Genomic DNA, 12840 nt, shown 5'->3' with positions numbered 1-12840 from the left:
TGTTACACCTCCTTAAACTTCACGTTAATATATGATTTCCCATAATCCCTCTCAATATTCTGAAGTCCCAGAATAAGAGAGTTCATCAGGAGTTTTGATTCAGGACTTATATCTGAAGTGAAACGGAATTCGAACGAACCGCTCTCTCCCGCCCCGCCTTCAAATCCATCTTCCGTAAATGCCTCCACTGAATTGAAAAAGTTAAGAGCCAGAGCCGAAACCGCCGCGCAGATGATATCCTCACCCTCCCCGGCATACCCGGCATGTCCCTCCATCACAATCCCTGTGTAAACAGCATTGCCTGAATCTGTGGAATTCTTGAATACGGTTGCTTTAATCATATCATTTACAATTAAGCGTTGATTTTTTCAATCTTCACCTGGGTATAGAGCTGTCTGTGGCCGTTCTTCTTGTGATAGCCAGTTTTTCTCTTATACTTGTAAACGATCACCTTTTTAGCCTTACCTTCCTTCTCAACTGTTGCTGTAACAGTTGCACCGGAAACGGTTGGGCATCCAATCTGCAGCTCGCCGTTATTTACTGCCAGCACCTGGTCAAATGTTACGGTCTCGCCTGCGCCTGCGCCCAGTCTCTCTACCTTAATGACATCGCCTTCTGCTACCTTGTACTGCTTTCCGCCTGTTGCTATAATCGCGTACATGAAAGGCACCTCCTATTATCATTACTCGCCAGCTTCGGTGGCCTGCTTTCTTCCAGGGAATACTGGCAGACTCTTACAACCCCGCTGTGCGGCATACTGATATATCATAGCATTTTCCTTTTCCCATGTCAACCGGAATTTCCAGATTTTTTGTCATTTTTATTACTTGTATTTCAAAAATCTTAACTGCGTTTCCATGTTCCCGGAGACAAAAGCACCAGCATGGGGAACAGCTCCAGCCTTCCGGCCAGCATATCGAATATGAGCACGGTTTTGGACAGGTAGGACATCATGGAATAGTTGGATGCCGGGCCCACCACGGACATGCCGGGACCAATGTTATTTAAGTTGGCGGCCACTGCCGAGAAGGACGTCATGAAATCATAATTGTCCAGACTCACAATCAGGGTGGATATGCCGAATATCATGAAATAAACAATAATATAAGCGTTAAGGGACCTGAGGGTATTATGCTCCAGGGGCTTTCCCTCAAACTTCAGCACCTTTACGCTGCGGGGATGGATAACAGATGCCATCTCCTTTTTTATTTCCTTAAATGCAATCATGACACGGGAAACCTTCATGCCTCCGCCCGTACTGCCGGCACACGCGCCGATGAACATGATGAGCAGCAGGATTGTCTTGGAAAACTCCGGCCAGCTGTTGTAGTCAATGGTGGAGTATCCTGTTGTGGTGATAATGGAGGAAACCTGGAACGCCGCCTGATGGAAAGCCATGAACAGGGACGGAAACAGGTTCCGGATATTGATGGTGATGAGCAGGATGGCAATAGCTACCACGGCCAGATATCCCCTCAGCTCCTCACACCGTCCCGCATCCTTGGGCCTGCGTATGAGCAGCAGGTAGTACACATTGAAATTCACGCCAAAGAGCAGCATAAAAATGGTGATGACAGCCTGCTGGTACACCGTGTAATCCGCCTGTCCTGAATTACGGCAGGCAAAGCCTCCGGTACCGGCAGCTCCAAAGCTCATACATATGCTGTCAAATAAAGGCATATTTCCAAGCAGCAGAAGGATCATCATGACGATGGTCATGCAAAAATATATGGAGTACAGCAGTTTTGCAGTAATGCGGATTTTAGGCACCAGCTTTCCCACGGAAGGGCCCGGGCTCTCCGCCCGCATGATATGCATGTTATAATCTCCTGCCATGGGCAGAATCGCCAGGATGAACACCAGAATCCCCATACCGCCAATCCAGTGGGAAAAGCTTCTCCACATCAGGGTGGCGTGGGACATATCCTCCACCTTGGGGATAATACTGGATCCTGTGGTGGTAAAACCCGATACGATTTCAAACATGGCATCAATGATATGGGGAATCTCTCCGCTTATGACAAAGGGCATACACCCGAAAAGGCTCAATACAATCCATCCCAGGGAAACCGTCACAAATCCTTCCCTTGCAAAAAACATCTTTGTGCATGGCTTCTTCCTGGTGCACAGAAACCCCAGCAGACCGCAGACAACCGCAACGCCCAGATAGATAAAGCCGATGCTTTCCCTGTAGACAACAGCCGTAATGACCGGCAGAGTCATGAATATGGCCTCCATATTCATGATCCAGCCCAGCATATAAATGATTATACTTCGATTCATGTCCCGCCCGCCTTTACATTAAGATATCCTTCAAATCATTAAGCCCTGTATGGGTGGTCACAATGATAACTGTGTCCCCCGCCTCCAGGGTATCCTTGCCTCGGGGCATGATGATGCGGCCATTGCGGTTGATGCATGCCACCAGCAGGTTATTCCTGGTCCTCAGCCTCTCCAACGGAATCCCCAGCACAGGCGAATCCCCCCTCACTCTGAATTCCAGCGCCTCGGCCTTGTCGGCCACGATTTTATACAGTGTCTCTATGTTGCTGCCCATGGAGTTCTGCATGGCCCTCACATACTGCAGGATGATGTCGGCCGTCAGCATCTTGGGATATATGACGCTCCCCAGGTTCAGGGCGTTGATAACATTTTCAAAGGCTATTTTGTTAACCTTGGTGATCAGCTTGGCCTTGGACTGGCTGGCCGCATATAAGGACAGCAGAATATTTTCCTCATCAAAACCAGTGAGGGAGGCAAATGCTTCAGTCTGACGGATGCCTTCTTCTAAAAGCAGCTTCTGGTCCGAACCATCCCCGTGTATGATCATTGCATGAGGAAGAATCTCACTTAAGATCCTGCACCGCTCCTCATCCTGTTCAATAATCTTAATCTTTATCTTGGTATCAGCCAGAGCCTTGGCCAGGTACACGGTCAGCTTTCCTCCGCCCACAAACATGGCGGAATTAACCGTGTTGTTCTCAATTCCTGCTTTGCGGAAGAAATCAGCACAGTCTGCATGGGGCGCAATAAAGGATATCTTATCTCCGCCTCTCATCTCAAAGTTGCCGTCAGGTATCACTACATTATCCCCGCGCTCCACGGCGCAAATCAGTACATTGCTCTTTAACCGGCTCACCACATCCATTACCTTCATCCGGTCCAGAATGGAATCCTTGGGAATCAGGAATTTGAGAAGCTCAATCCTGCCCTTGGCAAACAGCTCAATCTTGATGGCATTGGGAAAACGCAGCAGCCTGGCAATCTCCCTGGCGGCGGCCAGTTCCGGATTGATGGCCAGAGAAAGGTTCAGTTCTTCCCTGATATAGTTGATTTCCGCTGAATATTCAGGGTTGCGGATACGGGCAATGGTATGACAGTTGCCTGCTTTCTTTGCAATCAAACAGCAGAGCATGTTAAGCTCATCTGAATTGGTGGTGGCAATCAGCAAATCCGCTTCCTTGATTCCTGCCTCCATCTGCACCTGGTACACGGCTCCGTTTCCGGTAACGCTCATGACATCCGTGCTGTCTGAAATGGATTGGAGCGCTTCGCTGTCGCAGTCAATCAGCGTAATATCGTGGTTTTCCCTGTTCAGCTGCTCCGCCAGTGTAGTTCCCACCTTACCGCAGCCTACAATTATGATTTTCATATTTCTTCCCCTTTATCGTTGTGTATTGTCATATTCAGACCTGTTCGTGGAGCGGCTTTCTCACTTTCTTTCTGGTGAGCTCCACCAGGTTCAAAGCCGTCATGTCCACCACCGTGGTCTTTACCGGGTCTTTCGAAACAACATATCCTAAATGGGCAAGAAGGGCCTTCCTGTCCTCTTCCCTTTCCATATCAATAAAATCCACAATGATAATTCCGGAAAGGTTCCGTAGCCTCAGCTGCCGTCCAATCTCATCCGCAGCTTCCATATTTATCCTGTATATGGTGTCCTGCATCTTTTTCCTGCCTGAGTACTTCCCTGTATTCACATCAATGACCGTCATGGCTTCTGTGGGCTCTATGACCAGGTATCCCCCGGACTTAAGCCATACATTCTTACCCAGCGCCTTTTCAAATGCAGTCTCCAGGCTGTAAAGCCTGCCAAGGGGCAGAAGGTCGTCCTCATAAAGGGTCAGACGGCCCGCGTCTTCCTTCTGGTACATTTCCAGATACGCCCTCAGCTCCTTGTGGTACTCAGGAACATCCGTGATGATTTCTTCCAGGGTCCCGCCAAATGAATCCCGTATGGCCGCTATATAGCCTGGCAGCGCCCTGTAAAGGCAGCTGTAGCAGACCCTGCATGCAGCTTCCGCCGAAAGCCTTTGCCATGTCCGCATCAGCCCAGCCAGTTCCTCCCGTACAGTACGGTCCTCCACCGTAACCGCGTTGGTCCGGACAATGACGCCCAGGTCCTCCGTCCCTGCCAGGTCACATTCCAGAAGAGATCGAAGCCTTGCCTTATAGGAGGCATCACGGATTTTCGCAGAAAAACCGATTCCGGTCTTTCCCACAGTCAGCACACAGTACCGCCCCGTAAAGGACAGACGTTCCGTGACCACCGGGGCCTTTGTCTTTACAGCATCCTTGCTGACCTGCACCACCAGCTCATCGCCGGTCTTAAGACGTTTTGGCTTCCAGCGCTCCTCAAGGCTGTAGTATCCGGTACATCCCGGTCCTATGTCAATAAAGGCGGCATTGATATTGCTTACCACCTTCTGTACTTTGCCAATATAGATATTGCCCAGCAGGGAGGCTGCGGTATCCGGCTCCAGCATAAGCTGGCTTACCTTTCCGTCTGATACCACGGCCGTACACACCTTATCCCCCCGCCGGGTCACTACTAATTTGTCCATTATCTGATTTCCTCACCCAGCTGTTCCAGAGAGATAAAGGAATGAATACCGGCTTCCTTCTCAGCCTCAGAGGCCCTGTCTGCATATACTTCTTCCCTCTGTACCATAAAGGCAAAGGGCGGGCGCTCCTTTCCCAGAAACCCGTAATACGCATCCAGCACCTGTTCCGGTTTCACATTGGCAGCGCTGCCCGTGGATATTTTCATGAACAGGCGGGGGCCTTCCATTTCACCATCCCCCTCAGGACAGATGCTCAACTCATAAACCAGGGGCTTTAAGTCCATCTCCTTTTCCCCGCGCTTGGTTTTCTTTGTTACCATGACGCTGGGACGCTCAAAAAAGGCCAAAAGCCCCTGAAACCACTGTTCCTTATCCATGTCCTCAGGCTCGTATCCCGGCCTGAAGGCCAGGGTATAATCCCCGGCCCCGACTATGGACATGGCATTGGCCGCGTCATCCGGCAGACTCCGGTAGCTTACAATCTCAAAGCCCTCTGACATCACCCCATTCAGACATTTCTTCATGGTTTCCGAATCTTTGGTGGAGGACACCTCTATGTCCACGTATTCCCCGTTGCTGGTAATTCCCACTCCCAGGGGCGCCGCAAAGGACGTGATCTGGTGAGGGGAGAATCCCCCGCTGTAACAGACGTCCACATCCGCCCTGCGTATGGCTTTCTGGAAATAACGCATAACGTCCAGATGGCCGATGAATTTCATTGTTCCATATTTTCTGAATTTAATCCGAATTTTCATTTATCCTATTCCTTTACGGTTTCATAACAGACGCCGAAGCCAAAATTCCTGGCTCCGCAGCCTGAACATCTCTGACGGCAGTTAGGCGTCACCTCTTCCTTCACGGCATGGTTCCACTCACGAATCAGGAATTCCTTTGACACGCCTGCATCGATGAAGTCCCACGGGAATACCTCATCCAGACTTCTCTCCCTGGTGGTATAAAATCCGATATCCACGCCGCAGGTCTCAAACGCCTTCATCCATACATCATTCTTAAAATATTCAGACCAGGAGTCATAGATGGCCCCTGTGCGGTAGGCTTCTTCTATCACTGCCCCGACCCTGCGGTCACCTCTGGCCAGCACGCCCTCCAGCACGGTAAGCTCCGCCTCATGCCAGTTATATTTAAGGCTCTTGCAATTCTTCATCTCACGGAACTTACCACGGACAATATTAGCTCTCTCAATGAATTCTTCCTTTGTACACATCCTGGCCCACTGGAACGGTGTGAAGGGCTTTGGCACAAAGAAGGAGGAGCTGGCCACAATCTGTACCTTTCCATTTCTCTGGTCCTTGGGAATATCATAGTATGCTTCCGCAATCTTTTCAGAAAGCAGCGCGATTCCCTCCATATCCTCCACGGTCTCCGTGGGAAGACCCAGCATGAAATACAGCTTCACCCGGTTCCACCCTGACTCAAAGGCATCGGTGGCTCCCTTCAGAATCACTTCTTCGGTCAGCCCCTTATTGATGACGTCCCGCAGCCTCTGGGAACCCGCCTCCGGCGCAAAGGTAAGGCTGCTCTTTTTCACATCCTGCACCTTGCTCATGACGTCCAGTGAAAAAGCGTCGATACGCAGGGAAGGCAGGGATATATTCACGCCCTTGCCCTTGAATTCGTCAATGAGGAAATTTACCAGGCCCTCTAACTGGCTGTAATCGCTGGAGCTTAAGGAGCTTAGGGATATCTCCTCATGACCCGTGCTCCTCAGCATGTCGAAAGCATAGTGCTTCAGATATTCCAGGCTGTGCTCTCTGAGGGGCCTGTACACATCCCCGGCCTGGCAGAACCGGCAGCCGCGGATACAGCCGCGCTGAATCTCCAGCACCACCCTGTCCTGGGTCACTTTGATGAATGGCACCAGCGGCTTTTCGATATAGCCAACACTGTCCATGTCCGTTACGATTTGTTTTGTAACCACCGGCATGGCATGTTCATTATTTGGCCGAAAACATTCAATGGTCCCGTCTTCCTTATAGGTCACATCATAAAAAGCAGGCACATAGATGCCCGGTATCTCTGCCGCCATTTCCAGAAACTGCTTTCTGGTGCCTCCGGCCTTCTTATTCTCCTTGTAGCGGCCAATCAGCTCAAAATATACAGTCTCGCCCTCTCCGATATAAAACAGGTCAAAAAAATCGGCCAGCGGTTCCGGATTGTAAGCGCAGGGCCCTCCCCCAATGACAATGGGGTCATTCTCAGTTCTGTCACAGGTATGGAGCGGAATCTGTGAAAGGTCCAGAATCTGAAGCACGTTGGTGTAGCACATCTCGTACTGGAGAGTGATTCCCAGAAAATCAAAATTCTTTACCGGTTCCTGGGTTTCCAGGGTAAAGAGCGGTATCTTCTTCTCCCTGAGCATGGGGTCCAGGTCCGTCCACGGGGAATAAACGCGCTCGCAGTAGATGTCCTCCCTGTTGTTGAACATGGAATACAGAATCTGAATGCCCAGATGGGACATTCCGATTTCGTAGACGTCGGGGAAGCACATGGCAAAGCGGATATCCACTTTTTTTGGGTCCTTATTTACCATATTTACCTCACCCCCGATATAGCGGGCAGGCTGCTGGATACTTAGTAATATTTCATCATTTAAAGCTAGTTTTCTCATGATTTTTCCTTACTTATTGTGCTAATTGCACGGTATTTTTGACTTGCGGCAAGGGCCAATCCGAATCGAAAGAGCCCGGATTTACGTCCTTATTCGCTCTTTTTTGCTCCTTATTTCACCCCTTTATCGAAGAAAATCAGGCCCTTTTTTTGAAATTACGACAATTTTTTTACCCCAACTATATAACATGGGATAAAACAATACGCCACAATGCATAATTATAAGGCATTTCACGGTATTAAGCAACACTATTCGGCAGAACATAATCCAGAAAAGACTGTGAAAATGCACAATCAATTACCTGAGGTTCATCAGACGGAAGAATTTCGTCAATGAAGCTGTCGTACTCCGGAACGCCGTGGCTGATGATCTGATCCGAGTCGGTATAGACATTCAGTGTAAGCAGTTCATCATAATGTCCCAGGCAACGGATAACTCTTTTAAACTTCTTGGCGCATAAATGTTGTGGTGCTAATAAACCAGGTAATCCTTAAAGGAAAACTGTGGCGTCTGTTTCTCTTTTAAAAGTGCCAGCCTGTTTTTAAAGATACTCAGGTGCTCAACATATGCCTCAGCTGCTTCATCTTCTGTCTGATATCCTCCTTCTTTCCGTATTCTATCTGTAGATTTTCTGAAAGACTCTTGGTGCGGTGATACCAGGAACCGTTTTCATAAAAAATTGGGCTGCTGCCCATGGAACTACTCATCTGATTCCTCCTTTGCAAAAGGAGTATTCAAAATTTCGAATATGATTAGTATACCATATTCCACCAAAATACTCTATTCCAGCGAAATGTGTAACACAATAATGGGATGAACTGCATACGCTCACTCCCGGTCTGGTTTAGCGGCGCCTTTTCCTGCCATGCGCAGAATATTTGCATCTGCTCTGGAAAAATCGTACTGAAAAACAGGCGAATCCCCTATCTTTTCAGCAGAAAAAGTGAAGTCCTCTTTTATAGAAAGGCGTTCCCCATGCTTTGCGGGCCTGCCTCTTCTGCCGGTTGGCTGTGGGGCAAGGTCATAAATAACAGAGTCAGTCCTGGCATTACAGATCAAATCCAGATTTGGATATTCGTCAACAATACAGGCGAGATTTTTCTTGGCGTACCAGCTGTCACAAAGGATTATGACATTCTTCTGAGAAGCAAAAGAGGGCATGACCTGACGCACCATGGCTGCGGCAAGCTCCAGTTTCGATTGTTTTTTCTGCCACATGCGGTAACCGAGAGGGACCGCCAGATAAGCAATCCGGCGGTTGCTCCATATGGGGACACAAAGCATGAGGCTGACAAAGCAATGGCCGTTCAGATAGTTGGAGCCATTGTGTGCTGCATGGTCAAAAAGTTTTGAAAATCTTCAAATTTCCTGCCAAATTTAGAAATCATGGTATCATCAATGCAGAAGAAGACCGGTTGTGACTTCAGGGAGTCAGGAATGAGTTTTAAAGCCAGGGATGCCGTTACATTCATGAATCTGGAATAGTCTGCTTTGGAGTAGGAACAGGCATAATAAAAAGCAGTCAGTGACTTTTGGGTGATGGCAGACAAAAAATGTCGGTAGAGGGAACGGATGGAATCCGCCGACTCCATGGCAAGTATGGATAAAGCCAGTAGAAATGAAGTCTCCGCGGTAGGGGAAGAAAACGTTTTAAAATAGATGGAAAAATATTGATGAAGTCTACCAATCAGGTTCTTTTCGTTGTATAATGAGTTTGTCGTACAGGGTCACTTTCCTATTATACTCAATCCGGCAAAAAATCAACTAAAATTGGCATTTGCAGATTTTCCGATTGCCTACAGGGGCTGGGGAATTCTTGCTGAGAAATGTTAAAAATAATCAGTTGCGAAAATTGATGGTTGCACGTATAATATAAATGAAGAATACTGCAATTCGATACAAGCCATGCTATAAAAGGAGGTGTTAGATATGGCAACTTCAAGTATCACAAAGAACTTTGTCGTTTCCGGTGAAAAACAGGTAGAAATGTTTGCTAATGCCATTGAAGAATCATATCAGGAGTCTCTTACAAGACCGAAAAACACTGCTTCATTTAGATATAGAGAACTGCATGATCCTGCTGAAATACAAAAATTGATGGAGAAGTGGAAAAAAGCACATGATTGATGATTTTTTGATAGTAAATACAGGGTGAAGATGGAGAAGACATGCTCAGGCGGGTTTTCTCCACTTTTTCGTGTGAAAAGAATGCGGATGTAGAAAGATTTTTAGTTCAGCAGTCAATCGAGTTCACAAAGAAAAATCAATCTGTTACATATATTGTCGTAACACCGGAACAGGGTCAGATTGTAGGATATTTCACCATAACAATCAAACCGATTACTGTTAACACTGACAGTTTCAGTAATACAGTAAAAAAGAAAATTGCCAGAGTAAGTGAACAAGATGCGGAGAATGGAAATTATTCATTATCAGCATATTTGATTGCTCAGTTAGGAAAGAACTATACAGATGGAGCTAATTATGCAATAACGGGGGAGCAACTGCTTGGGCTTGCAATCGAAAAAGTCAAAAAACTACAGTACATGGCAGGAGGAATGGTTGTTTTTCTTGAAGCTGAAAATGAGGAAAAACTTCTACACTTTTACGAGGCAGAGAATGGTTTTAAAAGATTTGATACCAAGAAAGTCAAATCCGGTACCGAGAATGCACATACGTTAATACAGTTATTAAAGGTGTTGTGATCGCAAAATGATTGCAAAAAGTTCAATAATGTGGGATGGCATCGATATTCGTAAATAGCTCACTCAGAGAACGTTTCAGAGTCCCACCTTCACGTTTACTTTCTCACCATAAACCAAAAAAGAGAACAGATTTCTTTTTCTTGACATTTATTTGTCCCGCGCATATATTAATAGTACCAGACAGGCAACAGCGTGTGTCTGTCCAAGCGTTGAAGTATAACAGCGTACCTGAATGCCTTGTTATGCCAAGCTTTCGAGAGGGGTTGTGCAGTGAAACCTCAAACCGGAGTAGGCTCTGGAAGAAAATGCTCATAACCGTCCTGAAACACAAAATAGCTTTCAGGCAGCCGACTGAGCACCAGAAAGCGCATCCTGCATGTATTTTGGAAGATGCCCGATAAAGCTGGATGTGAATTCTTCCAGCTGCGCTTCCGTTGTTTTATCATCTTCATTCCGCCGTTTTACCACGGAAAGCATCATATATATGGTAAATACAATGGCGATGTGGGCGTTTAAGGCATCATAGGAAATACTCCGGCATTCTTTTGCCAGTTTCAGGTAGGATTAGCAGGATTTGAAAAATACTTCAATGTCCCTTATGCCGACATTTTTTTAATACCGATATTTTTAGATATTTGCTGCAGCAATGTGTTGTCACTACAGCAAATATCGGCATTAATTATTTAAGCCCAGCCAGTTTCTTGAGTACAGTTTCATTATCTGCATACTTGAATGCAATATCGTCTTTGAATACGGAGCCTTCCTTTTCACCAAGTTTTCTTTGCGCCTGCCGCTTCATTTCATCGGTTGCCCTTGCATAAATCTGAGTTGTTTCCATGTTTGAATGCCCAAGCCATTCTGACACAAGCGGTAATGGGACTCCTGCGAGGTAAAGATGCATAGCCCGGCATTTTATCCCATTCCTGAATGTATAAAACAATAATTCATCGCTGCTCTTTTCAGTATCCGGATGATATAGTCCGCAATACTCATTAAAATATGGTACGATATCCCTTGAAAGCGGCGTGCATCGGTGCTTGTTTCCTTTACCAAATATATGGGCATCGGGTTCGCCTGCTTTATTTATGACTATATTTTTAAGCTTCATGTGCAATATTTCATCATCCCTGCACCCGCTCTCATACATCAGCGCAATAAAGAAGCGGTCTCTTATGCCGGTCTTTTTATTGGTATCAGGCTGTCTGAGCACGAGTTTTACATCTTCAATCGTAAGCCATATAAAATCCTTTACCCTTTCATCTTTATATCCTGCCACCCCGCATATTTCGCTATACGCTTCAAAAGACAGGATATCCTTCTTTTGGACATATCTGCAGAAGCCTTTTATATGCGAAAGCCTTTGGTTGATTGTGGTGCTTTCATTGCCACGCTCTTCATGCAGCCATCTGAGAAAAGCAGACACGTTCTCCTGATTGAAGTCTGAAATACGGACCTCCTTAAGTTTTATTGATTTTGCACTGTCCAGAAAACCCATGTACAGGTTAAGGGCATCCCTGTATGCCTGGATCGTATGTGCGCTTTTCTGCTTTGTATCAGGAAGGTAAGTGGTAAGGAAATTTTTCATCAGCCTGTAAAGCTCAGGATCCCTGATCTTCAATGCCGCCACCTTCCTTCCCATAGATGGAAGAAAACTGCTTCCAGTCTACACCCGCTGAATTCCGTATTCTTTCCGGAAGAAGATGAATGTAATAAAAGGTGCTGTTAAGCTCCTAATGTCCCATATATGGGAGAAGATTATTTACATTCAGTCTATTGTCAATCCATTTGATCAGGTTCCTTGTTGCAAAAGCGGGACATATGCCTTTGTACCCAGAAAACTTATATATCTGCAGTACTGGCGCAGACAGGCGATAAATGCTGCCTGTGTATTCAGGGTATATCCTTTATAGGCCAGCCATTCATCCAGCATATCTGATGTCAGTACACCGGCATCTTTATAATTAAAACAGCAGAAATCAATAAACGGCATAAGTGTAACTTTATATGTAGCGGTTGCGTAGCCTGCCGCTTCGCGGAACATCTTAATGAGATAATCTTTAAGGTAGTCATTGATTGTCATTCCGACCACCTCCTGCATATATCCCGTTTGTGACTGGTATTTCATAAAAACGATTGCACAGAACGCTATCTGCTTCCTGTTATAGGAAAGATATGGCTTATCTTCCTGTGTACTTTTATGTCCAAGCATTTGTGAAATGGTCTCGATCGGAACCCCTACTTCAGACAGTTCAGTAGCAAAAGATCTTCTGAGGCTGTGAAAGCTAGGCTTGGAAAATAAACGAGGTATTAAAAGGGGAGGATAAGTATTAATTACTTTCTCTTTTGTGATATTCCTAGTATAACTCGATTTTAATAAGTTTACATTATTATCCTGAAATGGTATAATACTTATAGACCATTTCAGGAGGTAAAATGATGCCAAAGAGTGCTACGCCTATTTTTCTTTCCAATGATGATAAGTCATATTTAAAGTCCATTCTACAGAAGGGGACTGTTGAAGCCAGAGTCCACAGGAGAGCCAAAATCCTCTTATTAAAATCAGATGGCATGGCAGATGAAGCCATTGCTGACAAACTCGATATTTCGAGACCGACGGTAAAGCTCTGCCTGAAAAAATATATGGAATCAGGCGTGAAAGCTG

At 46.2% G+C, this 12840-nt stretch carries 14 protein-coding genes and 1 pseudogene; 3 read left to right on the top strand and 12 right to left on the bottom strand.

What is annotated here, in order from left to right; genetic code table 11:
- Positions 1-2: 2 nt before the first annotated feature.
- From G614_RS0119220 to G614_RS35100, 9 genes are all read right to left on the bottom strand, one after another.
- On the bottom strand, positions 3-341 hold the full coding sequence (locus G614_RS0119220; RefSeq protein WP_027643253.1) for a ribosomal-processing cysteine protease Prp: 339 nt from the start codon (positions 339-341) through the stop codon (positions 3-5).
- An 11-nt stretch (positions 342-352) separates the two neighbouring features.
- Entirely contained in the window at positions 353-661 is a 309-nt protein-coding gene (rplU, locus tag G614_RS0119215; protein ID WP_022200565.1) for a 50S ribosomal protein L21, read from the bottom strand.
- Positions 662-843: 182 nt separating this feature from the next.
- Positions 844-2283 (bottom strand): TrkH family potassium uptake protein, encoded by a 1440-nt coding sequence (locus G614_RS0119210; RefSeq protein WP_027643252.1) that lies wholly within the window; start codon positions 2281-2283, stop codon positions 844-846.
- Positions 2284-2296: 13 nt separating this feature from the next.
- Positions 2297-3652 (bottom strand): Trk system potassium transporter TrkA, encoded by a 1356-nt coding sequence (gene trkA, locus G614_RS0119205; RefSeq protein ID WP_027643251.1) that lies wholly within the window; start codon positions 3650-3652, stop codon positions 2297-2299.
- Between the two features lie 34 nt (positions 3653-3686).
- A complete protein-coding gene (locus G614_RS0119200) occupies positions 3687-4844 on the bottom strand; it encodes a ribonuclease E/G (RefSeq protein WP_027643250.1) in 1158 nt (385 codons plus the stop codon).
- On the bottom strand, positions 4844-5599 hold the full coding sequence (locus tag G614_RS0119195) for a TIGR03936 family radical SAM-associated protein (RefSeq protein ID WP_027643249.1): 756 nt from the start codon (positions 5597-5599) through the stop codon (positions 4844-4846). The genes G614_RS0119200 and G614_RS0119195 overlap by 1 nt, the downstream gene beginning before the upstream one ends.
- 5 nt (positions 5600-5604) lie before the next feature.
- A complete protein-coding gene (locus G614_RS0119190; RefSeq protein WP_027643248.1) occupies positions 5605-7473 on the bottom strand; it encodes a TIGR03960 family B12-binding radical SAM protein in 1869 nt (622 codons plus the stop codon).
- A 551-nt stretch (positions 7474-8024) separates the two neighbouring features.
- The gene (locus G614_RS31425) at positions 8025-8180 is read right to left on the bottom strand and encodes a hypothetical protein (RefSeq protein WP_155245083.1); all 156 of its coding nucleotides are present in this window, start codon (positions 8178-8180) and stop codon (positions 8025-8027) included.
- 121 nt (positions 8181-8301) lie between these two features.
- Positions 8302-8757, bottom strand: coding sequence for a hypothetical protein (locus tag G614_RS35100; protein WP_420341532.1), 456 nt, complete (start codon positions 8755-8757; stop codon positions 8302-8304).
- Positions 8758-9402: 645 nt separating this feature from the next.
- On the opposite strand from G614_RS35100, the gene G614_RS0119170 reads away from it, so the two are divergent.
- Positions 9403-9600 (top strand): hypothetical protein, encoded by a 198-nt coding sequence (locus G614_RS0119170; protein WP_027643245.1) that lies wholly within the window; start codon positions 9403-9405, stop codon positions 9598-9600.
- A gap of 41 nt (positions 9601-9641) precedes the next feature.
- Positions 9642-10178 carry a GNAT family acetyltransferase gene (locus tag G614_RS28105; protein WP_242828142.1) on the top strand — a complete coding sequence of 179 codons (537 nt, stop codon included), beginning with the start codon at positions 9642-9644 and terminating at the stop codon, positions 10176-10178.
- Positions 10179-10517: 339 nt separating this feature from the next.
- Here the strand turns inward: G614_RS28105 and G614_RS35095 are convergent.
- From G614_RS35095 to G614_RS30365, 3 genes and pseudogenes are all read right to left on the bottom strand, one after another.
- A pseudogene (locus tag G614_RS35095) lies at positions 10518-10772 on the bottom strand (IS4 family transposase); the annotation flags it as partial.
- 85 nt (positions 10773-10857) lie between these two features.
- A complete protein-coding gene (locus G614_RS0119155) occupies positions 10858-11796 on the bottom strand; it encodes a tyrosine-type recombinase/integrase (RefSeq protein WP_162142780.1) in 939 nt (312 codons plus the stop codon).
- Between the two features lie 171 nt (positions 11797-11967).
- The gene (locus tag G614_RS30365; RefSeq protein WP_080664560.1) at positions 11968-12621 is read right to left on the bottom strand and encodes a tyrosine-type recombinase/integrase; all 654 of its coding nucleotides are present in this window, start codon (positions 12619-12621) and stop codon (positions 11968-11970) included.
- Here G614_RS30365 and G614_RS28095 point away from each other — a divergent pair.
- The coding region (locus G614_RS28095) for a helix-turn-helix domain-containing protein (protein WP_242828140.1) at positions 12612-12840 on the top strand (229 nt) is incomplete at its 3' end. The two genes, G614_RS30365 and G614_RS28095, sit on opposite strands and share 10 nt — an antisense overlap.

Origin of the sequence: [Clostridium] clostridioforme AGR2157 (genome assembly GCF_000424325.1) — a bacterium.
Lineage (GTDB): Bacteria > Bacillota > Clostridia > Lachnospirales > Lachnospiraceae > Enterocloster > Enterocloster clostridioformis_A.
This window is presented reverse-complemented; position numbering and strand designations above follow the sequence as displayed.